Annotated in this window: 25 protein-coding genes; 9 read left to right on the top strand and 16 right to left on the bottom strand. The window is 72.5% G+C overall.

Going from position 1 to position 23,532, the window contains the following annotated elements; translation table 11 throughout:
• Positions 1-7: 7 nt before the first annotated feature.
• The gene (locus tag HHX35_RS00245) at positions 8-2,236 is read right to left on the bottom strand and encodes a M4 family metallopeptidase (protein ID WP_182897048.1); all 2,229 of its coding nucleotides are present in this window, start codon (positions 2,234-2,236) and stop codon (positions 8-10) included.
• A 415-nt stretch (positions 2,237-2,651) separates the two neighbouring features.
• On the opposite strand from HHX35_RS00245, the gene HHX35_RS00240 reads away from it, so the two are divergent.
• The gene (locus tag HHX35_RS00240) at positions 2,652-3,077 is read left to right on the top strand and encodes a PPOX class F420-dependent oxidoreductase (RefSeq protein WP_182897047.1); all 426 of its coding nucleotides are present in this window, start codon (positions 2,652-2,654) and stop codon (positions 3,075-3,077) included.
• Positions 3,078-3,153: 76 nt separating this feature from the next.
• On the opposite strand, the gene HHX35_RS00235 is transcribed toward HHX35_RS00240, so the two are convergent.
• The 4 genes from HHX35_RS00235 to HHX35_RS00220 all read right to left on the bottom strand — a co-directional run bounded on the left by HHX35_RS00235 (position 3,154) and on the right by HHX35_RS00220 (position 5,525).
• Positions 3,154-3,966 (bottom strand): SDR family oxidoreductase, encoded by an 813-nt coding sequence (locus tag HHX35_RS00235; RefSeq protein ID WP_182897046.1) that lies wholly within the window; start codon positions 3,964-3,966, stop codon positions 3,154-3,156.
• Positions 3,963-4,436, bottom strand: a complete 474-nt coding sequence (locus HHX35_RS00230; protein WP_182897045.1) for a DUF6789 family protein — start codon at positions 4,434-4,436, stop codon at positions 3,963-3,965. Before HHX35_RS00230 ends, HHX35_RS00235 begins: the two co-directional genes overlap by 4 nt.
• 20 nt (positions 4,437-4,456) lie before the next feature.
• Positions 4,457-4,867, bottom strand: a complete 411-nt coding sequence (locus tag HHX35_RS00225; RefSeq protein ID WP_182897044.1) for a hypothetical protein — start codon at positions 4,865-4,867, stop codon at positions 4,457-4,459.
• 241 nt (positions 4,868-5,108) lie between these two features.
• Positions 5,109-5,525, bottom strand: coding sequence for a CBS domain-containing protein (locus HHX35_RS00220; protein WP_182897043.1), 417 nt, complete (start codon positions 5,523-5,525; stop codon positions 5,109-5,111).
• Between the two features lie 513 nt (positions 5,526-6,038).
• Between HHX35_RS00220 and HHX35_RS00215 the strand changes: the two genes are divergently transcribed.
• Entirely contained in the window at positions 6,039-6,704 is a 666-nt protein-coding gene (locus HHX35_RS00215) for a triacylglycerol lipase (protein ID WP_139574242.1), read from the top strand.
• Here the strand turns inward: HHX35_RS00215 and HHX35_RS43005 are convergent.
• Positions 6,694-7,116: a hypothetical protein gene (locus tag HHX35_RS43005; protein WP_259404668.1), complete on the bottom strand. Its 423-nt coding sequence runs from the start codon at positions 7,114-7,116 to the stop codon at positions 6,694-6,696. The genes HHX35_RS00215 and HHX35_RS43005 overlap by 11 nt on opposite strands.
• Between HHX35_RS43005 and HHX35_RS00210 the strand changes: the two genes are divergently transcribed.
• Positions 7,101-8,699, top strand: coding sequence for a sensor histidine kinase (locus HHX35_RS00210; RefSeq protein WP_310738817.1), 1,599 nt, complete (start codon positions 7,101-7,103; stop codon positions 8,697-8,699). The two genes, HHX35_RS43005 and HHX35_RS00210, sit on opposite strands and share 16 nt — an antisense overlap.
• A 39-nt stretch (positions 8,700-8,738) precedes the next feature.
• Complete coding sequence (locus tag HHX35_RS00205; RefSeq protein WP_182897042.1) at positions 8,739-9,800, top strand: hypothetical protein; 1,062 nt, start codon at positions 8,739-8,741, stop codon at positions 9,798-9,800.
• Here HHX35_RS00205 and HHX35_RS00200 read toward each other — a convergent pair.
• Positions 9,783-10,352 (bottom strand): hypothetical protein, encoded by a 570-nt coding sequence (locus HHX35_RS00200; protein ID WP_182897041.1) that lies wholly within the window; start codon positions 10,350-10,352, stop codon positions 9,783-9,785. The two genes, HHX35_RS00205 and HHX35_RS00200, sit on opposite strands and share 18 nt — an antisense overlap.
• Positions 10,353-10,475: 123 nt before the next feature.
• Here HHX35_RS00200 and HHX35_RS00195 point away from each other — a divergent pair, with 123 nt between their 5' ends.
• Both HHX35_RS00195 and HHX35_RS00190 read left to right on the top strand, forming a co-directional pair.
• Positions 10,476-11,462: a serine hydrolase gene (locus tag HHX35_RS00195; protein WP_182897040.1), complete on the top strand. Its 987-nt coding sequence runs from the start codon at positions 10,476-10,478 to the stop codon at positions 11,460-11,462.
• Between the two features lie 11 nt (positions 11,463-11,473).
• On the top strand, positions 11,474-11,806 hold the full coding sequence (locus HHX35_RS00190; protein WP_182897039.1) for a putative quinol monooxygenase: 333 nt from the start codon (positions 11,474-11,476) through the stop codon (positions 11,804-11,806).
• A 7-nt stretch (positions 11,807-11,813) separates the two neighbouring features.
• Here HHX35_RS00190 and HHX35_RS00185 read toward each other — a convergent pair whose 3' ends face one another.
• Entirely contained in the window at positions 11,814-12,737 is a 924-nt protein-coding gene (locus HHX35_RS00185; protein ID WP_182897038.1) for a helix-turn-helix domain-containing protein, read from the bottom strand.
• A gap of 207 nt (positions 12,738-12,944) precedes the next feature.
• Between HHX35_RS00185 and HHX35_RS00180 the strand changes: the two genes are divergently transcribed.
• Positions 12,945-13,985, top strand: coding sequence for an NAD(P)-dependent alcohol dehydrogenase (locus HHX35_RS00180; RefSeq protein ID WP_182897037.1), 1,041 nt, complete (start codon positions 12,945-12,947; stop codon positions 13,983-13,985).
• Between the two features lie 215 nt (positions 13,986-14,200).
• Here HHX35_RS00180 and HHX35_RS00175 read toward each other — a convergent pair whose 3' ends face one another.
• A complete protein-coding gene (locus tag HHX35_RS00175) occupies positions 14,201-14,656 on the bottom strand; it encodes a helix-turn-helix domain-containing protein (protein WP_182897036.1) in 456 nt (151 codons plus the stop codon).
• Positions 14,657-14,749: 93 nt separating this feature from the next.
• Between HHX35_RS00175 and HHX35_RS00170 the strand changes: the two genes are divergently transcribed.
• Positions 14,750-16,027 carry an MFS transporter gene (locus tag HHX35_RS00170; RefSeq protein WP_182897035.1) on the top strand — a complete coding sequence of 426 codons (1,278 nt, stop codon included), beginning with the start codon at positions 14,750-14,752 and terminating at the stop codon, positions 16,025-16,027.
• A gap of 137 nt (positions 16,028-16,164) precedes the next feature.
• On the opposite strand, the gene HHX35_RS44435 is transcribed toward HHX35_RS00170, so the two are convergent.
• From HHX35_RS44435 to HHX35_RS00150, 4 genes are all read right to left on the bottom strand, one after another.
• Positions 16,165-16,437, bottom strand: a complete 273-nt coding sequence (locus tag HHX35_RS44435; RefSeq protein ID WP_182897034.1) for a type II toxin-antitoxin system RelE/ParE family toxin — start codon at positions 16,435-16,437, stop codon at positions 16,165-16,167.
• Entirely contained in the window at positions 16,434-16,721 is a 288-nt protein-coding gene (locus HHX35_RS00160) for a type II toxin-antitoxin system Phd/YefM family antitoxin (RefSeq protein ID WP_182897033.1), read from the bottom strand. The genes HHX35_RS44435 and HHX35_RS00160 overlap by 4 nt, the downstream gene beginning before the upstream one ends.
• Before the next feature lie 129 nt (positions 16,722-16,850).
• A complete protein-coding gene (pruA, locus tag HHX35_RS00155) occupies positions 16,851-18,524 on the bottom strand; it encodes an L-glutamate gamma-semialdehyde dehydrogenase (protein ID WP_182897715.1) in 1,674 nt (557 codons plus the stop codon).
• Positions 18,524-19,435 (bottom strand): proline dehydrogenase family protein, encoded by a 912-nt coding sequence (locus HHX35_RS00150; protein ID WP_182897032.1) that lies wholly within the window; start codon positions 19,433-19,435, stop codon positions 18,524-18,526. The genes pruA and HHX35_RS00150 overlap by 1 nt, the downstream gene beginning before the upstream one ends.
• 83 nt (positions 19,436-19,518) lie before the next feature.
• On the opposite strand from HHX35_RS00150, the gene HHX35_RS00145 reads away from it, so the two are divergent.
• Positions 19,519-20,574, top strand: a complete 1,056-nt coding sequence (locus HHX35_RS00145; protein ID WP_259404667.1) for a CdaR family transcriptional regulator — start codon at positions 19,519-19,521, stop codon at positions 20,572-20,574.
• A 5-nt stretch (positions 20,575-20,579) separates the two neighbouring features.
• On the opposite strand, the gene HHX35_RS00140 is transcribed toward HHX35_RS00145, so the two are convergent.
• From HHX35_RS00140 to HHX35_RS00130, 3 genes are all read right to left on the bottom strand, one after another.
• Positions 20,580-21,020 carry a hypothetical protein gene (locus HHX35_RS00140; RefSeq protein WP_182897030.1) on the bottom strand — a complete coding sequence of 147 codons (441 nt, stop codon included), beginning with the start codon at positions 21,018-21,020 and terminating at the stop codon, positions 20,580-20,582.
• Positions 21,021-21,113: 93 nt separating this feature from the next.
• Complete coding sequence (locus HHX35_RS00135) at positions 21,114-22,238, bottom strand: RNA polymerase subunit sigma-70 (protein WP_182897029.1); 1,125 nt, start codon at positions 22,236-22,238, stop codon at positions 21,114-21,116.
• Between the two features lie 45 nt (positions 22,239-22,283).
• Positions 22,284-23,447 (bottom strand): glycoside hydrolase family 16 protein, encoded by a 1,164-nt coding sequence (locus HHX35_RS00130; protein ID WP_182897028.1) that lies wholly within the window; start codon positions 23,445-23,447, stop codon positions 22,284-22,286.
• Between the last annotated feature and the right edge of the window lie 85 nt (positions 23,448-23,532).

The raw sequence follows: 23,532 nt of genomic DNA, 5'->3' as shown, positions 1-23,532 counted from the left end.
CCGTCACTCAGAGCGTGATGCTCCACGAGTCGAGGTAGCCGGTGTCGTAGTAGTACTGGTCGCGGACCTCAAGGGTCCAGGTGCCCGCCGCCGTCTGGGTGACCGGGACGGAGTAGGTCCTGGTGCCGAAGGAGGTGCAACTGGAGCCGCCGCTGGACTTGACCGTGTACCAGGTGCCGTTCGGGCCCTGGAGTCTGATCCGCAGGTCCTCGGCGCAGGTGTGCGAGATCGTGATGCTCAGCTGCACCGGGGAGGCCGCCGTCCCCGTGGCGGTCGAGGTGATCGGGCTGGTGATCGTGGACAGGTCGTTGATCGTGTAGTTGGTGCCGTTGGTGAACGTGCGCCCGCCCGAGGTGCCCGACACCGTCAGCGTGTACGACGCGGTGTGGCCGCCCGAGGACCCGCTGCCGGTGACGGTGACGGTGTACGTCCCCGAGGGCGTGGACGCGCTGGTGGAGATGGTCAGGGTGGAGGAGCCGCCCGAGGTCACCGAGGACGGGCTGAAGCTCGCGCTCGCCCCGGACGGGAGTCCGGAGGCGCTGAGGCTCACCGTCTGCGCGCTACCCGAGGTGGTCGACGTCGCGACCGTCGCGGTGGCCGACTGGCCGGGCGTCACCGTGCTCCCGGTGGGGCTGAGCGACAGCGAGAAGTCGTTGCCCGACGAGCTGCAGCTCGCCTCGCCCGACTGCGCCGGCACGCCGACCGCGTTCCAGGCCGCCTTGGTGGCCGCGCACTCGGCGCTGCTCGCGCCGTACAACTCGACCGCCGCCGCCAGCGACGCGGTCCTGACGTTGACGTACTTCCAGGTCGAGGTCTTACGCTGCAGCGCGCCCATGTAGATCTTGCCGGCCTTCTGGATGCCGACGCCGGTCACCGAGGAGGGACCGCCCGAGCAGATCGGGCTGTTCGGCTTGCCGCCGCCCGGCGAGGAGCCCTCGGCGAGCAGGTAGAACCAGTGGTTGAGCGGGCCGGCCGCGGAGTGGACCTCCGTGCTCGGGATCGAGGAGGAATAGCAGTTGGGGTCGCCGGCGAGGGACGGGTTGTACATGTAGCGGATCGGCCCGTCGCCGACGAGGTCGACCTCCTCGCCCACCTGGTAGTCCGGCGGGTCGTTCGGGTTGTTGGCGTACGCCTCGGTGAGCGAGCCGAAGATGTCGCCGGTGGCTTCGTTCAGGCCGCCGTTCTCGTTGCCGGATCCGGCCGCGCCGGGCGTGGTCTGGAAGATGGCGTGGCCGAACTCGTGCGCCACGACGTCGATCGTGGTGGCCTGGCGGGCGTTGTCCTGCGAGTGGCCGAAGTTGGTGTAACTGCCGTTCCAGTAGGCGTTGACGTCGGACAGGCCCACGCGGGCGGGGAAGCCGCCGCCGCTGCCGTTGATGCCGTTGCGGCCGAGCCAGTCGCGCAGCATGTCCCACTCGCGCTGGACGCTGTAGAGCGCGTCGACGCAGGCGGTCTCCAGGTTGGTCCCGCTTCCGGTGCCCCAGGAGTCGTCGGTGCCGGTGTAGGCCGAGCCGTTCTGCCCGCCGCACTTGATGCCGCTGCGGGTGGAGTCGGTCATCGAGTAGGAGGTGCCGGAGCCGCTCGTGTTGATGGTGACCGTGCCGTAGTAGTAGCCGTTGCCGGTGCCCGCCTTCACCTGGTCGTAGGAGTCTGCGATCTCACCGGTGGTCGCGTCGACGAAGACGTGCTGGATGCTCGGCCTGCCGTCGGCGATGCCGGAGACCAGCGCCTCCCACGCCAGGCGCGGCTTGCCGCCCCAGGCCAGGACCACCAGGCGCGGGGCCGCGGTGTCGTCGACCCGCGACAGCACGGTCTTCGCCGTCGAGGTGGCGGTCTCCGCGGTGACCGTCGGCGAGGTCGGCACGCCCAGGGGAAGGGCGCCGGACGCCGCCTCGGTGTCGCGTACGCGCCCGTTCGCGTCGGTGACCACGACCGCGTCGCCGCCCACGATGGGCAGGCCCTTGTACGCGCGCTCGTAGGTGACGTAGTACATGCCGCCGCCCGGCGTGACGGCGGTGCGCCGGTAGGTCTCGTTGGGGGACACGCGCAGGTCGTCCAGGCCGCTCGCGACGGCCTGGTCGGCGGCGGCCGCGGCCCGCTGCGCCGGGTCGTCGGCGAGGGACCTGACCGCGCTCTCGCTGCCGGGCGGGGGCTTGGCCGCGGCGACGGTGGGGGGTACCACCACGCTCGTCACGGCCAGCGCGCCGGCCGCCGCGAGCAGTGCTGTGCGCCTCATGGGCGTCTTCCTTTCTCTGCCTCCCACATGACGTCCGCCTTGTGGGCGGGCGCCGGCGGTCGCGCCTCCGGGAGACCAGCCCGGGCGGCGGACACAGTGGGATTTGGGGGGTGATGAGAGAAATGGATGGTGCTTTCCGCTGTGGCGGGCACGAGCGGAGACGTCTCTCCCATGGCGGAGACGGCTGGGAGAAAAGAGGGGAGTTCTACGTCAAGGGACTCCTCGTTTCGCCGACCCGGCCGGGGAAACCGGCCCGTGCGCGACGTTAGAACCATGGTCCGGACGCGAACATCCGTAGCGATATCCGTACATCTACGGAAAAGCGACGGCCTTAGTGCGTAGGGCGTAAGAAGACGGCCACCACGTGGGGGAGGGGAGACGAGGCGAACGGGCGAGGAGCGCTAGGTTCGACGCCATGGAAAGGATGACCGAGGCGGAGTGGCGCGAGTTCGCCATGAGCGGCACCAGGACCGGCAAACTCGCCATCACCAGGGCGGACGGGCGGCCGCACGTGACGCCTATCTGGTTCGCGCTCGACGGGGACGACGTGGTGTTCACCACTCACGAGAGCGGAGTGAAGGCCAAGGCGCTGCGCCGCGATCCCCGGGCGACCCTGTGCGTCGACGACCAGGCCCCGCCGTACTCGTATGTGATGGCCGAGGGAGAGGCGACCCTGTCGGACGACCTCGCCGAGGTGCGCCACTGGGCGACGGTGCTCGGCGGCCGCTACATGGGGGAGGACCGGGCCGAGGAGTACGGCCGGCGCAACGGTGTCCCGGGGGAGTTCCTCGTGCGGCTGCGCGTCGGGAAGGTCGTCGCGTTCAGGGACGTCGCCGGCTGACCGGCTGCGACGACGGCTGGTCGCCGGGGCCCCGCCGCGCGTCGACCGCTCTCGGCGGGGCCCCGGCCGGATGCGCCTACTCGTCCTTCTCGGACGTGTCGCCCTTGCCGGGTTCGGCCATGCGGCGGTGCATGGCGGCCTTGGCCGTGTCCGGGGTGACCCGGCCCGCCACGCTCTGGACCTTGTTCATGAGGGACCCGGCGACGACCTTGTCGTCGCCCTTCATCAGCGCGTCGAAGCCCTGCCGGGCGACCTCGGCCGGGTCGTCCTTCTTGCCCGAGCCCACCCGCGTGTCCTCCATGCCGGCCCGCTCGAAGAACTCGGTGTCCGTCGGGCCCGGCAGGAGCGAGGTGACGGTGACCCCGGAGTCCTTCAGCTCGCTCCGCAGGGCCTCGGCGAACGAGTGGAGGAACGCCTTGCTCGCGGCGTACGCGGCCTCGAAAGGCCCGGGCGTGAGCGCGGCGACCGACGACGTGAACAGGATCTTCCCCTTGCCGCGGGCGGCCATGGCGGCGACGGCGCGCTTGGCCAGGTGCACCGAGGACGTGACGTTGAGCTCGACGAGCTTCAGCTCGGCCTCCAGGGAGGTCTCGCGAAAGGCGCCGCCCACCCCGACGCCCGCGTTGACCGCCACGGCGTCGACGGGCCGTCCGGCCGCGACGGTCGCGGTCCACAGCCGCTCGACCTCGTCGTACTGGGTGAGGTCGGCGCGCACCGGTATGACCTGCCCGCCGTGCTCCTTCAGCGACTCGGCGGCGGTGTCGAGCTCCGCGTCCTCCGCCGTGACCACCACGTCGAAGCCGTGCTGGGCGAACTGCCTGGCGAGCTCATACCCGATGCCGCTGGAGGCGCCGGTCACGAGGGCCAGCGGCCGTTCCGTCGTCGTCATCTCTCCTCCTTCTCGTCGTGTCGTCCGTCCGCTCCGCGCATGGCGCGGACCGCGAGCGCCAGCGTGGCGCCGTACGCCACGTGCGCCGCGGCCATGACGACCGGGCGGCCGCGCGCGGGGTCGCGCGAGGCGGGCGGCAGGATGTTCAGTGCGGGCATCCAGCCCTCGTAGGCGCCGAGCCAGATCAGCAGGGCGTAGCCCACTCCGAGGGGAACGCCGGCCCCGCGCCCGCGGGTGAGCAGCGTGAATGCCGCGCCGCAGCCGGCGCCGAACCCCAGGTGCGCGGCGGCGCCGAGGACGCTCTCGCCGGGTTTGGGCCGGTGCCGCCGGCCCGGCAGAGCCGCCCTGACGATGTGCTTGGGCGGCTGGCCCGGCATCAGGCCGCTCTTCTGCCCGGCGAGCATCACCGCGCTCATCGTGAGGGTGGACAGCGCTCCGGCGGCCGCGCCGCGTACGAGGTGGCGGATCAAGGATCTCCTCCAGGAGGCTTCTACAGACGCCGGGAGAGCTTCTCGGCGAGTCCCGCGGGGTCGGCGACCGTCACGGTCAGGCCGGGGTGACGCAGCAGCCCGAGCGGCTCGCCGCCCCGGATCGGCTCGTGGAACCGCACGCACAGCCCTTTGCGGGCGTTGGTGGCGAACGTGAGGCCGCGGTCGGCGAGCGACACGTGGACCCCGATCGCCCGGAACGGGGAGTAGGGGCCGGTCGTCTCGACGCCGGAGACGTTGGCCAGCGGGGTCTCGATCACCCAGGGCCCGAAGCGGACCCGCAGCGTGCCTGGGCCGACCAGGGCCCCGGCGGTGTCCGGGCGGATGCCCAGGACGGACAGCAGGGGGGTGAATCGGGGGTCGAAGTCGAACGCGAAGCGTTCCGGCTTGCCCGCGGTGGTGTCGTCGGCCATCGCTACCCCTCCCGGCACCTCGGTCGTCGACGAGTCCGGCCGGCGGGTCTCGGCGCGGAGCTGCGGCGCCTCGCCCCCGGTCGCGGCGGCTCCGTCTCCGGCGACGTCCCACCAGGACAGAGCGCGTAAATGCCGCCATACCCCCTCGGTCGGGATCAAACAGGGCCTTCACGCCGCGAAGCCCCGGCCGGGGGAGGACCGGGGCTCCGGCGACCGCCTGCCGTACGGCGGCGGACGGACGTCAGTCCGTGCTGATGGCGCCCACGAGGTCGCCCACCGGACGGTCGGGCAGGGCGCGGGCCACGTCGGCCAGCGCGACGATCCCCACCAGCTTGTGGCCGTCGATGACGGGCAGGCGGCGGACCTTGTGCGTGGCCATCGTGCTCAGGATCTCGGCCGCGTCGTCGTCGGCGCCGATCGTGACGGCCTCGCCCTGGGCGAGCTCACCGGCCTGGCACGACTTCGGGTCCTTGCCCTGGGCCAGCACCTTCACGACGATGTCGCGGTCGGTCAGCACGCCCTTGAGCCGGTCGTCGGTGCCGCAGATCGGCAGCGAGCCCACGCCGAGGCGCGCCATCTTCTGCGCGGCGTCGAGGACGGTCTCGTCTGCGTTCACGCACTCGGCCCGGGGGGTCATGATGTCGCGAGCGGTCGTCATGCCTTCTCCTTTCTTTCGTGTGCGGTAGGCGCGGCCGGGGGATCGGCCGCGAGAAGGGACCGGGTTCACACCCCGGCGCCCATGCCCGCCGCCTACCCCCGGCGGCACGGAGTACTCCGACTCACCGTTTTCCTGGCCGGTCACCCGCACCCGCTGCGGGCCGGCGGGGACGCGGTCGGCGAGATCGGGCGGCCGGGCAACGTCCTCGGCCCGCTGCCCAGGGCCGGACTGACCGACGTCGACGTCGATCTCGCCCCCGGCGACGCGCCTCCCGGGCCATGGGGGGATCGCCGAGGCGGTCGTGAACGAGGCCGTCGCCTTCCGGTCCGGGCTGCCCCGCGACGACATCGCCGTCGTCGTGCTCAAGATCCCCGCCTGATCGCGGCGCGCCACGCTTCTTCTGGCGGAAGACCCGCCCCCGAAGGGACGGGGGACGGCGACTGGTGATTTCCCCGATGCCGTGACCGGTCCTGATCGCGAGACTCCTGTCATCCCCCACGGCAAGGAGATCTCATGCGTAGGATCGTCGGCCCCCTCATCGGCATCCTGGCCCTCCTCGGCTTCTTCGCCCCCGCCGCCCCAGCGCAGGCGGCCACGCACAACCCCGTCGTCTTCGTCCACGGCTACACGGGAAACAGCACCAACTTCGCCACCCTGCAGGCGTACCTGGTGGCCAACGGCTGGTCCGCCGGCCGGCTGTACGGCTACAACTACAACTGGGCCGGGTCGAACGTGATCAGCGCCCAGGGCCTGGCCGCTTTCGTCAACCAGATCAAGGCCAGCACGGGCGCGTCCAAGGTCGACATCGTCAACCACTCGATGGGCGGCCTGGTGACGCGGTATTACCTGCAGAAGCTCGGTGGAGCGGCCAACGTCGACCACGTCGCCTCGCTGGCCGGCGCCAACCACGGCACGACCTACGCCAGTGCCTGCACCATCAACATCTCGTGCATCGAGATGCTGCCCGGCTCGGCGTACATCGTCTCACTGAGCGGCGACGAGACGCCGGGGTCGGCGAAGTACGGCACCTGGGTGTCGCCCTGTGACGGCATCATCATCCCCTACACCAGCACCCGGCTGTCCGGGGCGGACAACCACACCCTCGCCTGCGTCGACCACCTGTCGATCCTGAGCAACATCCAGGCGATGTCCGGCATCCGCGACCTGCTCAACAGCTGATCGCCCCCGTTCCCGGCCGGGCGGCCCGGTGGCCGCCCGGCCGTCCGTCGCCCGGTTGTAACGGCCCTGCCACGATGGCGGGGAAATCGCCGTTCTCGTGCCGTTTCGGGGGCACCCTGGGGTCAGGCGGGAACGGGGAGCCGGAAAGCGGGGGCGGGATGGCGTGGGCAGCCCGGGCGGCCGCTGTCGTCATGGCCGTGGTGTCTCCGGTGCTCGTGGCCGCGGCGATGCTGATCTCCGCGGGGATTCCGGCGGAGTGGCGGCTGCCGGTGATGAACACGCCGCTGTCGGCGGCGGGGGTGACCTTCCCGGTGGTCGGCGCGTTCCTCGTCGCGCACCGGCCCCGGTTCGGGCCGGCATGGCTGATGTGCGCGGGCGGGCTCGGCGGCGCCGTCGGTGCGGCCGGACCCACCGGCCGAGGGCTACCCGTTCCCCGCCGTCATCCCCAACCCGCTGCAGATCCCCGCCCTGACGCCGTACATCCCGGCGGCGGGGGCGCTGGCCTGGACGGGGATCCTGGTCACGCTGCCGCTGGCGGCGCTTTCGCTGCTGCTGCGCCTGCGCCGGGCCGACCCGGTGGGCAGGCGGCAGATCGGCTGGCCGCTGTTCGCGTTCGCCGGGTACATCGTGTTCATGCTCGTGGGCATAGCCGCGCCGGAGCTGACCTGGCTGTCGATCGTCTGGGCGGCGCTCATCCCCGTCCTGATGGTGTTCTCGGTGATGCGATACCGGTTGTACGGCATCGACACCGTCATCAGCCGGACCTTCGTCACTGCGGGGCTGCTGGCCGTGGTCGGCGGGGTCTACTTCGGCGTGGCCGCGCTGTCGAGCCTGATGGTTTCCGGGTACGACCAGGTCGCCGGGCTCGCGTCCGCCCTCCTCACAGGCGCGTTCTTCCAGCCGCTGCGCCGGGTGCTGCAACGTGCCGTCGACCGCCTGCTCTACGGCCCGGTGGGCGACCCGCGCGTGCTCGCCGAGCGGCTGGTCCAGGAGGTGCGCCGGGGTGATCCGGCGCAGGCGCTCGCGCCGGTGATCGGCGTACTGCGCGAGGGCCTGGCGGTGCAGGGGATCGCGGTGGAGGTGACCGGCGGCGAGCCGGGGCACCAGGCGGTGACCACGGTCAGCGGGCAGGTCGGCGACTCCCCGCGTGAGGTGCCGTTGATCTGGCACGGCGAGCGGGTGGGGCGGCTGCTGGTCGGCCCGCCCGCCCCGCGACGCTTCCTCGCCGCGCACGACGAACGGGTGCTGGACACGCTGGTCCCGTACGCGGCCGACGTGGCACACGCGGTGCGGATGGCGGCCGACCTGCAGCGTTCCCGGGAGCGCATCCTGGCCGCCCGGGAGGAGGAGCGGCGGCGGCTGCGCCGCGACCTGCACGACGGCCTCGGCCAGACGCTCGGCGAGCTGGCCATGACCGTCACCATGGCCCGCCTCAGCCTGAAGACCTCCCCCAAGGCGGCGGAAGGGCTGCTGCGCGACTTGCGCTCCGGCATGGACGCGGTGACGGGCGACCTCCGGCAGCTCGTGTACGGCCTGCGCCCGCCCGTCCTGGACGATCTCGGCCTGGCCGCCGCCGTAGAAGCGCTGGCCGGGCCGGATGATGCAGAAGGCCCCGCCACGGCGGTGAGCGCCGAGGGCGACCTGGCCGACCTGCCCGCCGCCGTCGAGGTGGCCGTCTACCGGATCGTGCAGGAGGCGCTGACCAACGTCCGGCGCCACGCGCGGGCCACCCGTGTCCGGGTCGAGCTGCGCCGCGAGCCCGAGGCGCTGCGCCTGCTGATCGCCGACGACGGCGTGGGCCTGCCGCCGGAGCGCCGCTCGGGCGTCGGCCTGACCTCCATGCGCGAGCGCACGGCGGAGCTGGGCGGGACCTGCCTCGTCACCGGCGAGCCGGGGGCGGGCACCACGGTGGAGGTCACGCTCCCCATCCCTGCGGCCGGCGCGGCGTCTGAACAGGAGCCGGCGGCGCTCTCACCGACGCACCAGGCCGGCTGAGCCATACGCCACCTTCGTCCCTGTGGTTCACTGTGGATCATGCGAGGGACACGGGTCGGGGACGCGCGGGCCGCGGCGGCCCGATGGGTCGGCCGCGAGGCCGCCTCCGCCGCGAACTTCGCCGGGGCCTATCTGACCGGGTCGGCGGCCTGGGCCGATCCCGACGCGGTGCTACCGCCAACGTCGGACGTCGACGTGGCGGTCGTGGTCACCGATCCCGTCCCGCCGCCCAAGCTCGGCAAGGTCCCCTGGGAGGGCGTGCTCGTCGAGGTCACGTACGTGTCCTGGGAAGGGCTCGCCTCGGCGCACGACGTGCTGGCCTCCTGCCACCTGGCCGGCGCCTTCCGCACCGACACCGTGATCGCCGACCCCACCGGGCGGCTGGCCCGGCTCCAGGCCGCCGTCGCGGCGGGCTTCGCCGAACGGCGCTGGGTCCGTCTGCGGTGCGAGGACGCCGAACGCCGCATCACCGGCGGGCTCGCGGCGCTCGATCCCCGCAAACCGTTCCACGACCAGGTCACCGCCTGGCTGTTCCCGGCCGGCATCACGACCCATGTGCTCCTCGCCGCCGGGCTGCGCAACCCCACCGTACGGCTGCGCTACCCGGCCGTCCGCGAACTCCTGCGGGTGTACGGCCGGACGGACGTCTACGAGGAGCTGCTCGGCCTGCTCGGCTGCGCCCACCTGACCCGCGAGCGGGTCAGCGCCCACCTCGCCGCGATGACGAGGGCCTTCGACGCGGCGGCGGCCGCGGCCCGCACGCCGTTCCCCTTCTCCGCCGACGTCACCGCGGCGGCCCGGCCGGTGGCGGTGGACGGCAGCGCCGACCTCGTCGCGCGGGGACTGCACCGCGAGGCCGTCTTCTGGATCGCCGCGACGTACGCCCGGTGCCTGAAGATCCTCGCCGCGGACGCGCCCGGGGAGACGGGCCACCTCGCCGGGTTCGCGGACCTGGCGGCCGACCTGGGCGCCGGGTCGCCGGACGACCTGCGGCACAGGGCGAGCGAGGTGACCGCGTACCTGCCCCGCCTGCGCGCGGTCGCCGAGGAGATCATCGACGCGAACCCCGAGATCCGGGACGGGTCAGCTCCCGGCGGGTGACGGGCTCGGCGAGACGGCCGGCGAGGAACTGGGCGAAAGAGCCAGCGACGGGCTCGGCGACGCGCCCGGCCAGGGGGAGTAGGTGCTCCTCCACGCTCCGGGCGGCAGGACCGGGACGTAGACCCGGGCCGCCCCCGCGTTCTGGAACCGGAACGTCACGGGGATCGTGCCACCGCTGCCCAGCGGGCGGGTGAGGCCGGCGAGCAGCACCTGGGGGAGGGCCGTCCCGCCGACGTACTTCCCGCCGGGGACCTCCAGGCCGCCGGCGGGCAGGCGGGCCTCCCGGAACACGCCCCCGGTGTCCACCGACACCAGGCGGTCGGTGCGTCCGCTCTCGTTGAGCAGCATCATGTACATCGGCATGTCGGTCCCCGGCGGGGCGGGCTGCTGCGAGCCGATGATGAAGGCGTTGCGGAGCAGCAGACCGGGCAGGTTCACGTTCGCCCCCTCGTTCTGGGGCATCGTCTGGGTGTAGTAGTCCTGCTTGATGTCGCCGCAGGCGGCGGTGACGGCCGCGGCCGCGACGCATAGAGCCGCCAGGATCCTCCGCATGTCGACCTCGGCTCGCTCGGGGCGTCTTTCGAGGCTGGGTACCCCCTATGTCGGTTGTTTAGCACCAGAAAATTATGCGAGCCTCGGGACGAGGAGGAATCCCCGAGAAAGCGGAGGAAACGCATGCGGCTGATCTCCCCGGAGAAGGCCGGGTTCGCACCGGACCTGTCCCACCGGCTGGACGCCCTCGTACGGCGGGGCGGCGCTCCGGCCCTGCACGGCGTCGTGGTGGCCCGGCACGGCCGCGTCGTCCTCGAGTGGTACGGCGGCGGCGAGGACTACGTGATGAACACTCCGCTCGGCCACGTGGACTTCGGGCCGGACACGCTCCACGACCTGCGCTCGGTCACGAAGAGCCTGGTGGCGCTGCTGTACGGCCTGGCGCTGGAGTCCGGCCAGGCGCCGGACCCCGGCGAGACGATCCTGTCGGTCTTCCCCGAGTACGCCGACCTGGCGGCCGATCCCCGCCGGGCCGGGCTGACGATCGGCCACGCGCTGACGATGACGATGGGCCTGGAGTGGGACGAGAGCGCGCCCTACACCAGCCCGGCGAACAGCGAGATCGCGATGGAGCTGGCGCCGGACCGCTGCCGCTACGTGCTGGAGTGCCCGTTCGTGGAGGAGCCGGGCGAGCGGTGGCGCTACAGCGGCGGTGCCGCGGCCCTCGTCGGCGCGATCGTGGAGAAGGGCACGGGCCTGCGCCTTCAGGAGTTCGCCCGCACCGCGCTGTTCGAGCCGCTCGGCGCCGGGGACTTCGAATGGTCGGCCGGCTCCGACGGGAGCGCTCTGGCCGCCTCCGGCCTGCGTCTGACGCCGCGCGGCCTCGCCCGGATCGGGCAGGCGGTGCTGGAGCGGGAGGTCGCCCCCGGCTGGATCGGGGAGATGCTGCGCCCGCGTGTGCCCGCCTGGGAGGGCGTCTCCTACGGGTACATGTGGTACGCGGGCCCGGACGGCCGGGCGTCGGCCATGGGCAACGGCGGCCAGCGGCTTTTCCTGCTGCCCGATCTCGGCCTCGTCGTGGCCGTCACCGCCGGCGACTACAACGGGGCGGGCCAGGACACGGCGCCGAGGGCGGTCCTGGAGGACGTCGTCCTGCCCGCGATCACCTGAGGAGACACCAGATGATTTTCATCACCGCCAAGTTCCGGGTGCTGCCGCAGTACGCCGACCAGTGGCCGGAGATCACCCGTGAGTTCACCGAGGCGACCCGCGCCGAGCCGGGCTGCCTGTGGTTCGACTGGTCGCGCGGCCTCGACGACCCGGCCGAGTATGTCCTCGTCGAGGCGTTCCGGGACGACGAGGCCGGTGCGGCGCACGTCGGGTCGGAGCATTTCCGGACGGCCCGGCGGACGCTGCCGCCCCACCTCGCCGAGACCCCGAGAATCGTCAACGTCACGGTCCCGCAGGACGACTGGTCCCTCCTCGGCGAGATGGCCGTCCCCGCCGAGGACTGAGACGAAGTCAGAAGGCATCCAGAGGCCGCGACCGCGAGGCGGGAGGGGCGGGCCGGGACCGGCCGCGGTCGTCGTGCTCGGGGGCGGCGTCGAGTGTGCCGGCCCAACTGGCGAGGAGGCGGAGTTTGTCTTCGGACTCGCTGCCGGGTTCGCTGCCGTAGGCGACCAGGGTCAGGTTGTCGGCGGTCAGGTCGAGGGATTCGTAGGTGAGGTGGAGGTCGCCGACGACGGGGTGGTGGAAGGGCTTGGTGCCGATGTGGTGCTGGCGGACGTCGTGGCGGGCCCAGCGGGCGCGGAAGTCGTCGCTGCGGGTGGACAGCTCGCCGATGAGGTCGGCGAGGTCCTGGTCGTAGGGGTCGCGGCCGGCTTGGGCGTGCAGGAGGGCGACGGTGTCGTTGGCGGCGCGTTCCCAGTCGCCCCAGAACTGGTGGGAGCGGGGGTCGAGGAAGATGAACCGCGAGTGGTTGGGGGTGGCGCCGCAGGCTGCGCCGATCATGGGGGCGTACAGGGCGCGGCCGAGTGCGTTGGTCGCCAGGACGTCGCCGCGGCCGTTCATCACGAACGCGGGGGCGTCGGTCATGGCGTCCAGCAGCCGTTGCACGGTGGGCCGCACCTGCTGCGGGGTGGGGCGGCGCCGGCGACGCCGGGCGGGTGCGGCGGCACGGGCGAGATCCTCCAGGTGGGTGCGTTCCTCGTCGTCGAGCCGTAGGGCGCGGGCCAGTGCGTCCAGGACGCTGCCGGAGACTCCGGACAGGTCGCCGCGTTCCAGGCGGGAGTAGTACTCCACGCTGATCCCGGCCAGCTGGGCGACCTCGGCGCGGCGCAGGCCGGGGACCCGGCGGGTGCCGTAGGAGGGCAGCCCGGCCTGCTGCGGGCTTATCCTGGCCCGGCGGGAGGTCAGGAACTCACGGATCTCGGTGCGGCTGTCCACGTCTCCAGGCTAGGTAGCCTTCCCCATTGCAGGGATGCCCTGCCAGTACACCTTTCACCGGTGCCTTCCTCCCCCTCCGGCCGGCGCTTTGGATGGGTGGTGGCCACGCCGCCCAGCCCAGTGAGCACCGGCCCAGTGAGCACAGCCCAGTGAGCACCAGCCCAGTGAGCATTCGGGGGGCGGGCCCTTACCTGAGGAGCAATCACCATGCGTGTTCATGCCTACGCCGCGCCGGCCGCCGCCGAGCCGCTTGCCCCCACGATCATCGAACGGCGTGACGTCGGTCTCAACGACGTGCTCATCGAGGTCGAGTACGCCGGCATCTGCCACTCCGACATCCACACCGTCAACGGCGACTGGGGGCCCCAGCCCTATCCGTTGGTCCCCGGCCACGAGATCGTCGGCATCGTCACCGAGGTCGGCGCCGCCGTCACCCGGCACCGGGTGGGTGACCGGGTCGGAGTGGGCTGCATGGTCAACTCCTGTGGTGAGTGCGCCAACTGCCGCAACGGCGACGAGCAGTACTGCCTGGACGGGATGGTGCCCACCTATGGTGGCGTGGACCGGGACGGCACCATCACCCAGGGCGGCTACAGCACGCACGTCGTCGTCGACGCCGGCTTCGTCCTGTCGGTGCCCGAGGGCATCGACCCGGCGGCCGCGGCGCCGCTGCTGTGCGCCGGCATCACCACCTACTCGCCGCTGCGCCGCTGGGGGGCCGGTCCGGGCAAGAAGGTCGCCGTCGTCGGCCTCGGCGGGCTCGGGCACATGGCCGTCAAGATCGCCCACGCCATGGGCGCCGAGGTCACCGTGCTCTCGCAGTCCTTGAAGAAGCAGGAGGACGGCCTTCGGCTCGGGGCCGACCACTACCACGCCACCGGCGACCCCGACACGTTCGAGCAGCTCGCCGGCCGGTTCGACCTGATCGTGAACACGGTCAGCGCCCGCATCGACCTCGACGCCTACCTCGGCCTGCTCGCCGTCGACGGCACCCTGGTCAACGTCGGCGCCCCCGCCGAACCGTTGAGCCTCAACGTGTTCTCCCTCATCGGTGCTCGACGCTCCTACGCCGGGTCGATGATCGGCGGCATCGCCGAGACGCAGGAGATGCTGAACTTCTGCGCTGAGCACCGCATCGGCGCCGACGTCGAGCTGATCTCGGCGGACCAGATCAACGAGGCCTACCAGCGTGTCCTGGCCTCCGACGTCCGCTACCGGTTCGTCATCGACACCGCCGCCCTCGGCTGACACGTACCGCTACCGGCCCGCACGCTGTCCGCCCGACGCGACCGCCTGTACGCATCACCCGCCTCGGTGCACGCCGGAGCGAGCCAGGACAGGCAACGACGTGATGCCCTCGGAACCCCCGCATCGGGTTCCGAGGGCATCGCGATCCGTCGGCAGCCGAGGTCGCCGAGGTTCCCGGCCTTGCCGAAACGAGCGGTGCCAGGAGGCGCCGAGCGTCAGTGACGGTGGGGAACCTTGACGACGACGGTGTCCTCAGGGGCGATGGGACGCCCGTCGGCGGCCAGGATCCGCAGAGGGGCCAGCGGCCGGGCGGACAGCCGGTCCACCAGTTCGGAATGCGGCTCGTCCTCGGCGAAGAAGTGGCCCTCACCCCACTGCCTGAGGGCGACGATCACCGGGAAGAGCCCCCGGCCCTTGGGGGTCAGGACGTACTCCTGGTAGGCGCTTCCGTCGGAGGCCGGCACGACCTCGAAGACGCCGCCGGCGACGAGGGCACGCAGCCGTGCGGCGAGGATGTTCTTCGCGACGCCGAGACTGCGCTGGAACTCGCCGAAGCGGCGATGTCCGTCGAAGGCGTCGCGCACGATCAGCAGTGACCACCAGTCGCCGATGGCGTCCACCGAGCGCGCCACGGGGCAGTCGCTGTCGTCCAATCGGGTCCGTCTCACCACGGTCGTTCCTCTTTCTCACACCCCATTGGTTGCAACATGCTACCAGCTGCCCGTAGTCTCGCGCCTGGTAGCAACTTGAAACCAGGAGGGGTAATGGCCACGTGCGAGACCACGGACGGGCGCGAGACGCACATCGGGAACGCGGGTCCCGCACCACGCGGAACCACCGTGCTGTTCGCCCTGGCCGCCGGTACGGCCGTGGCGAACGTCTACTTCGCGCAGCCGCTGCTGGCCACCCTCGCCCAGGACTTCGGGATCGGGCAGGCGGCGGCCGGCGCCATGGTCACGGCGACCCAGCTCGGCTACGGACTGGGCCTGTTCCTGCTGGTGCCTCTCGGCGACGTGCTCGACCGGAGGAAACTGGTGACCACGCAGTCGCTGCTGCTGGCCGCGGCGCTCGCGGCCCTGGGCGCCGCCGCGCACGCGCCCGTGCTGTTCGCCTCCGCCGCCGCGGTCGGCTTCCTGGCCGTCGTCACGCAGTCCCTGGTCGCCTACGCCGCCGCGCTGAGCACGCAGGCCCGCCGAGGTCGCGTGGTGGGCCAGGTCACGAGCGGCATCGTGCTCGGGATCCTGCTCGCCCGCACCGTTTCCGGGCTGCTGGCAGACCTGGCCGGCTGGCGCGCCGTCTACCTCGCCTCGGCCGCGGCGATGCTGCTCCTCACCCTCGCCCTGCGGCGCGTCCTGCCACGCCGGCCCACGGCGCCGCCCCGCATGCCCTACCGCCGGCTGCTGGGTTCCACCGTCGCGCTGTTCGCCGCGGAACCCCTCCTGCGCACCCGGGGCGTGCTCGCCCTGCTCGTCTTCGCGTCCTTCAGCACGCTGTGGAGCTGCGTGGCCCTGCCGCTCAGCGCTCCGCCGCTGTCCCTGACCCACACCGCCATCGGCGCCTTCGGTCTCGCCGGCGCCGCCGGCGCCGCGGCCGCCGCACCGGCCGGGCGGCTGCACGACCGCGGCCTCGGCGAGCGGACCACCGGGGGAGCCCTGCTCCTGCTCGCGGTCTCCTGGATCCCCCTGGCCCTCACCCAGCGGTCCCTGTGGGCTCTCGCGCTCGGCGCGGTCCTGCTCGACCTGGCGGTGCAGGCCGTCCACGTCACCAGCCAGAGCATGATCTACGCCCACCGCCCCGATGCGGGCAGCCGGGTCATCGGCGGCTACATGATGTTCTACTCGGCTGGAAGCGCCGCCGGGGCGCTGGCCTCCACCACTGTGTACAGCGTCGCGGGCTGGGGCGCCGTCTGCCTGCTCGGCGCGGCCTTCAGCCTGGCGGCCCTCGCCGTCTGGGGACTGTCCGCACGCTGGTCCCGCGCCGCGACGCGCGGATGCCCTCGGAACCCCGCACCGGGTTCCGAGGGCATCGCGGTCCGTCAGTAGCCGAGGTCGCCGAGATCGGGCTGCTGCCGGCAGAGTGCCGAGGCGCTCATCCCCTGGCTCGGTGGCCGCCCTCTCGGTGACCCCGATGTCGGGGTCTTGCCGCGGGTGGCCACCCGTCGCAGTGGACTGAAAGGCGCTCAGAACCGGTAGGCGTCCCGGCGGTGCTTGATCGTCTGAATCGTCACGGCGCGCTTGTCCTCATCGATGCGGTAGACCACCCGGTAGGTTCCGCGCCGGGCGACGTACAGCCCCTCGTACGGTTCCTGGAGAGGCTTGCCCACCCGCCACGGTTCACGGGCTACCGCACCGGTGATGAGCTCCCGCGCGGCGGCGGCCACCTCCTCCGGGAGACCGCCGCTGAGGGCGCGGCGCGCCGGCGGAGCGAGGAGGACGCTGTATCGGTCACTCACGCACTCGCCTTGCCGAGGCGAGCGACCATGATGGCGGCCATCTCTTCCTCTGTCGTCACATCGCCCCTTGCCTCGGCGGCGGCGGCCTCGACGAGATCGGCGCGCATCTCAGGGTCGGCGAGGATTTCGAGAGTCTCCTGCAGGGATTCCCACTCCGCCACCGACACGATCATCGCGTGAGGGCGGCCGTTTCGCGTGAGAGTGAAGTGATCGTGCTCACGGGCAGCCCGATCGGCCAACTCGGTCAGCCGGTCCTTGGCCTCGCTGATCGGGATTATCTCCATGCGTCTATGGTAGACGTGTAGCCGAAATTCCGGCCAGCAAATCGGCCAATGGTCGTGGAGCTCAGGTGAGCAGGATGAACGAGGACGCCCTCGGAACCCCGCGTCGGGTTCCGAGGGCATCGCGGTCCGTCAGTAGCCGAGGTCGCCGAGATCGGGCTGCTGCCAGCCGCCCTGCGGCACGTCGCCCTTGTACGGCCCGCTCACGACCGGGGGCACGAAGGTCTCCTTGATCGTGCGGGCGTTGACCCAGCGGATCAGGTTGAAGATCGAGCCGGCCTTGTCGTTGGTGCCCGAGGCGCGGGCCCCGCCGAACGGCTGCTGCCCGACGACCGCCCCGGTGGGCTTGTCGTTGACGTAGAAGTTGCCCGCGGCGAAGCGCAGCCGCTCGGTGGCGTCGTCGATCGCGTACCGGTCCCGGGCGATGACCGACCCGGTCAGCGCGTACGGCGCGACGCTCTCCATCTGGTCCAGCACGGCGTCGTACGCGGTGTCGTCGTAGACGTGGAGGGCGAGGATCGGGCCGAAGTACTCCTTCGAGAAGATCTCGTCCGTGGGATCGGCGCACTCCAGCACGGTCGGCCGGACGAAGTAGCCGGCCGAGTCGTCGTAGGAGCCGGTGAGCACCTCGATCGAGTCTGCCGACCGCGCCCGGTCGATCGCCTCCCTGTGCTTGGCGAAGGCCCGAGCGTCGATCACCGCGCCCATGAACGTCGACAGGTCGCCCGACACGTCGCCCACGGTGAGCGACTCGGCCGCCGAGACGAAGTCGTCGCGCATCCGGGTCCACAGCGAGCGCGGCACGTACGCCCGGGAGGCCGCCGAGCACTTCTGGCCCTGGTATTCGAACGCGCCCCGCAGCAGCGCGGTCGCCAGCACACCGGTCTCCGCGGACGGGTGGGCCAGGACGAAGTCCTTGCCGCCGGTCTCGCCGACGAGCCGCGGGTAGCCGCGGTAGCCCGTGATGTTCTCTCCGACGGTGCGCCACAGGTGCTGGAACGTGGCCGTCGAGCCGGTGAAGTGGATCCCGGCCAGCTCGGGGTGGGGCAGGGCGACCTCGGAGACGGCGGCGCCGTTGCCGGTGACCATGTTGATCACGCCGGGCGGCAGCCCGGCCGCCTCCAGCAGCCGCATGGTGAAGTGCGCCGAGAACTGCTGCGTCGGCGACGGCTTCCACACCACGACGTTGCCCATCAGCGCCGCCGCCGCCGGCAGGTTGGCCGCGATGGAGGTGAAGTTGAACGGCGTGATCGCCAGGACGAAGCCCTCCAGCGGCCGATACTCCATGCGGTTCCACACGCCCGGCGCCGACTGCGGCTGCTCGGCGAGGAGCCGCCGGGCGTAGGCGACGTTGAACCGGAAGAAGTCGATCAGCTCGCACGCGGCGTCGATCTCGGCCTGCTGCGCCGACTTCGACTGGCCGAGGATGGTGGCCGCGTTGAGCGTGGCCCGCCACGGGCCGCTGAGCAGCTCGGCCGCCCTGAGGAACACCGCGGCGCGCTCCTCGAACGGCAGGGCCCGCCAGAGCGGCGCGGCCTCCAGCGCCGCGTCCACCGCCGCCCGCACGTCGGCCGCGGTGGCGTCGGCCGTACGGCCGAGCACGGCGGCGTGGTTGTGCGGCTGCACGACGTCGATCGGGGCGCCGCCGGCCATGCGCCGCTCGCCGCCGATCGTCATCGTCAGGTCGAGGGACGCCCCCGACAGCTCCTTGATCCGGGTCTCCAGGGCCGCGCGCTCGGCGCTGCCCGGTCCGTACGCGTGCACCGGCTCGTTCGCCGGCACCGGGACGTCGGTGATCGCATCCATCATTTACCCCTCAGAGCGCGAAGGAAGAAGGCGACGTTGGCCGGGCGCTCGGCGAGGCGGCGCATGAAGTAGCCGTACCAGTCGTCGCCGTAGGGGACGTAGACCCGCACCCGCGACCCGGCCGCGGCCAGCGCCGCCTGCCTGTCGGCCCGGATGCCGTAGAGCATCTGGAACTCGTAGTCGTCCGGGCCGCGCCCGGCGCTCACCGCGAGCGACTCGGCGATCGCGATCAGCCGGTCGTCGTGCGTGGCCACCATGGGATAGCCCGTGCCCGACATGAGCGCCCGCAGGCACCGCACGTACGCGCGGTCGACCTCGGCCTTGCTCTGCCAGGCCACCGAGGCGGGCTCGGCGTAGGCGCCCTTGACCAGCCGCACCCGCGACCCCGCGAGGTCGCGGCAGTCGGCCTCGCTGCGGAACAGGTAGGACTGGATCGCCACGCCCGTCTCCGGGAAGTCCTCCCGGAGCACGCGCAGCACGCCGAGCGTCGCGTCGACGGTGGTGTGGTCCTCCATGTCCAGGGTGACGGTGGAACCGCACTCCCGCGCCGCCGCGCAGATCTGCCGCGCGTTCTCCAGGGCCATGCCCGGGTCGAGGGCCTGGCCGACGGCCGACAGCTTGACCGACACCTCGGCCCGGTCGCCGAGGCCGAGCGGCCGCAGCTCCTCAAGCAGCGAGACGTACGCCTTGGCGGCGGCGACGGCGGTTCCGGGGTCCCGGACCTCCTCGCCCAGATGGTCGATCGTGACGGACAGCCCCGAACCGGTCAGGCGGCGCGTCGCGGCGACGGCGTCCGTGGTGGACTCCCCGGCCACGAAGCGGTCGACGACCTTGCGCGTGAGCGGGAGCCCCGACACGGCCCGGCGGGCGAGCGGGCTGCGTGAGCCCGCGAGAAGCAGGGAACCGAGCATGGCCTCAGGCTAAATCCGCACGTCACGGAAGTTCCACGGACATCCGCCACAGCATTTTTCGACAAATGCACAAGAATGTCAGCATGCAAGACATCGTCGATGAGATCTCCCGGCTGCTCGACGCCTCCGTGACGCTGGAGGACCGCTCGTTCAACCTGCTGGCGTACGGCGCGCAGAGCGGGGACATCGACCGCGTGCGGCAGGAGTCGATCCTGCGCAGGCACGCGTCCGACGAGGTGCGGGCCCACTTCGAGGCGTACGGCATCGCCACCGCGACGGGCCCGGTGCGCATCCCCGGGCTGCCCGGCCTGCTCGGCCGCGTGTGCGTGCCGCTGCGGCACGGCGGGGTGACCTACGGCTACCTGTGGGCGCTCGAATCCGGGGCGCTCACCGACGAGCGACTGGCCGCCGTCGCGCCGCTGGTCGGCCGGGCGGCCGCGCTGCTGGCCACGCAGGCCCGCGGGCGGCACGCCCCGTTGCGCCAGTTCTTCTCGGCCGACCCCGCGGTTCGCGCCACCGCCGGGGTGGACGTCGAGGGACCGGTGACGGCGGTGGCCGTGCGGACGCCCGCGGAGGTCCCCGGACCGCCGCGCACGCTGCCGCGCGGCGTGCTCGCCGACCCGGACGTGGCCGACACGGCCGTGGACGCGCGGCTGCTCGCGGTGCTGGCGCCCGCCGCGCAGGCCGCGCACGTCGCGCGCCTCCTGCACGGCCTGTACGGCATGGCCGCCGGAGTCGGGGGCCCGCGCGACGACCCGGGGGAGGCGTGGCAGAGCTGGCGGGAGGCGCTGCTGGCGCTGCGGGTGGCCGAGCACGTCGAGCGGCACGCCCCGGTCGCCGACTGGAGCGCGCTCGGCGTCTACCGGCTGCTGGCCCGGCTGTCCCCGCGCGACCTGGCCGACCTCGCCGCCGAGTCGGTCGCCCTCACGCCCAGGATCGCGGCGAGCGTGGAGGCCTACCTCGACCACGCCGGGCAGGTCCAGGAGACGGCGGCGGCGCTGGGCGTGCACAGGCAGACGCTGTACTACCGCCTGGGCAAGGCCGGGCACCTCACGGGGCTCGACCTCGCCGACGGGGAGGACCGCCTGCTGCTCCACCTGTCGCTGAAGGCGGCGGCCCTGCTCCCGCCCCACCCGTGAAGGGGCTACCCGATCCTGGTCATGTTCGACTCGTAGCCTCCGCCGCCGGGGTAGTTCCAGCGGCCGGTCATGGCGTCGCCGTCGGCGGTGAAGGTGCCCCGGAAGTACGCCGGAGACCCCTTCTCGCCGAACCAGATGGTGAGCGTGTCGCCGTCGAGTTCGTAGACGTAGTCGAGGGTGTCGCCCCCGCTGCCGTAGTAGCGCGACTTGATGTCCTCACTCGGCTTGTCGGCCCCGTAGGACCTCTCACGGCCGATGACCTCGAGGCCGACGATCGGCTGGCCGTCCTGCTCCATCCGGATGTCCTGGATGAGGAAGAATCCCCCCTCCATCCACCGGTAGGTGACCGTGCCCTCCGCGCCGCCGCTCACGCGCCATGAGCCGACCAGCCGGTCCAGCGCCCTGACCTGCTCGTCCGGCTGCGTCGTCTCGATGATGTCCGGCATGGTGTTCCCCTTCTCCGTTGGTGGCGTTCTGCGATACCGCTCGTACGACGGCGCGGGCCGGGAAAGGGAATCGGTCCGCGCGGTCATCCCGCATCACGATCCGGTAACGGCCTGTTCGACGATGGAAGGGCGGACGGAGAGCGGCAGGCCGAACAGGGGCAGCAGCTCGGGGCCGAAAGTGGTGATCTCCGTGATGAGGCCGTCCTCGGCGCACAACACGTCGATGTTGACCGCGGTGTAGGAGGTCTCACCGGGCCGCCGCACGTAGTTCGCCACCGCGGGCTGCCGGTTCACCGCGAGCGGGACGCAGTGCCACTCGCCCCACCGCTCCTCGCCCTCCAGGACCGGGCGCCACATGTCGAGCACGGCCGCCCGCCCGTCGTACACCAGGGCGGCGGGCGGCATGGCCTGCAGGACGTCCTCGCGCAGCAGCGCCGCCAGCGCCGCCAGATCGGCGTTCCTGGAGGCGGTGACGTAGCGCTCCAGCAGATCGAGCTCGTCGCGGCTGGGCCGGGTGGCCGCGGACCAGTCCGCCCGACGCCTGGGCAGCCGCCCGCGCAGCGTCGCGCGGGCGCGCTGCAACGCGCTCTTGACCGAGGCGACGCTCATCTCCAGCGCCTCGGCGGTCTCGGCCACCGGCCGGCCGACGACGTCGCGAAGGATCAGCACGGCCCGCTGACGCGGCGGGAGGTGCTGGATCGCCGCCAGGAACGCCAGCTCGACGGTCTCCCGGGCGATCGCCACCGCGTCCGGCGCACCCTCGTCCGGCGCCGCCAGATCAAGCAGCTCGTCCGGATAGGGCTGGAGCCAGGGGACGTCGGCCGCGGCCGGTCGCCCCGGGCTCTCCGAGACGTCCGCCGCCACCGTCTCGCGGGCGCGGGCCGGGCCCGACAGCGCGTCCAGGCAGGCGTTCGTGGCGATCCGGTACAGCCACGCCCGGAACGTCGAGCGTCCCTCGAAGCTCTCCCGCGCCCGCCAGGCCCGCAGCAGCGTCTCCTGCACCAGATCCTCGGCGTCGGTGAACGACCCGAGCATCCGGTAGCAGTGCACCCGCAGCTCGTGCCGGTGACGCGTGGCGAGCTCGCCGAACACGGCCTCGTCGCCCGCCCGGACCGCCTCTGCCGCGGGTTCGGCCCTGGAATCCGCCGGGGGTTCCGCTGTGGGTTCCGCCGAGGGATCGGCCGGGGGTTGCCCGGCCGTGCCGTGCCGTTCGCTCACACCCGCCCCGCGTCTCCGTCACGCATCCGAGATCATCCGGTAAGGCTACCGCTCCGGAGCCCGGTAGACCCGCACCCAGTCGACGTACACCGTGCCGCCGGAGGCGTCGTTGCGCAACACCAGGCCCATCTGGGATCGGGGGACGTACGGGCCGGTGTAGTTCCACACCTGCCTGCCGTCGAACCAGAAGGTCACCCGGCCGGGCAGCCAGTCGACGGTGACCGTGTGCCACTGGGTGAAGTCGGCCGCCATCGCGGCCTGGGCCAGTTCCCGGCCCTGCCGGACGGACAGTTCCACGCGCCGCCCGCCCGCGATCCCCGCCACGCCGATCGCCGTGTCCTCCGTCCCCGCGCCGTCCGTCTCGCCGGACTGCGAGACGTCGTCCTGCGGCCCGGCGTATTCCGAATCGTCGCGCCACGAGTCGTCGTATCGCGATTCGTCGTATCGGGAGCCGTCGCGCCGCGAGTCTCCGTTCTGGGCGGCGCCCGACTGGGCGGACCGCAGCAGCGCGACGGGAAGCGCGCCCCCCTCGGCCCGCAGGCGGACCTCCCAGCGGCCGTACAGCTGGACCGAGGTTCCGGACAGGTCCACGTCGCCGCCGCCCCCGGCGAGACGCAGCGCCTGCCCGCCGAAGTCCTCGGCCAGGGCCGGGTCGCCCCAGCCGCCCGCGGAGGCGCCGGACGAGCGGGGCGGTGTAGCGGACGGCGTACGCGACGGCGGGGAGGACTCCCGCGCGGGCGCGCGGTCCGCCCGGGGCACGTCTTCCGGTTCGATGGCGTCCACCACGACCGGCCGGTCGGCGGTGCGCACGGGCCGCGCGAGCCGCATCGGCGGCTCGGTCTCGGTTCCGGTCGTGGGCGCGGGTGTCGCCCGCGGGCCGGACGAGAGGCCGGGTGACGGAATTGGGGAGGGGCGCGGTGACGGGGCCGCGGGGACGTCGCCGATCTTCTCGGCGACCGTGGTGTCGCCGATCTTCTCCGCGGCCTCGTCGCCGTTCCGGCCGGCGTCCTCTCCGGCGGGTGCGGCGGCCGCGGTGGCGGTCTGCGTCGCGCTCAGCCCCGCCGCGTTCGCGTTGCCCGGCAGCGCGCCGGGCGAACCGGGGGAGGACGCCGACCCTTGTGCGGTGGACTCGCTCCCGGCGTTGAACACCTTCGTGGAGTCCCCGCTTGAACAGGCCGTGGCGGCGGCGATGAGCATCGCCGCCGCCACCGCTAAACCAGGCCCATGACGTGACATGAGCCGAGTTAATCACATGATTTCACTCAGATAACGGCCTAAATCCGGTAATATCGCT

Source organism: Microbispora sp. H10830 (genome assembly GCF_014161375.1).
GTDB classification, from domain to species: domain Bacteria; phylum Actinomycetota; class Actinomycetes; order Streptosporangiales; family Streptosporangiaceae; genus Microbispora; species Microbispora catharanthi.
The sequence above is the reverse complement of the archived record's forward strand: the minus strand, read 5'-3'. Positions and strand labels throughout refer to the sequence as shown.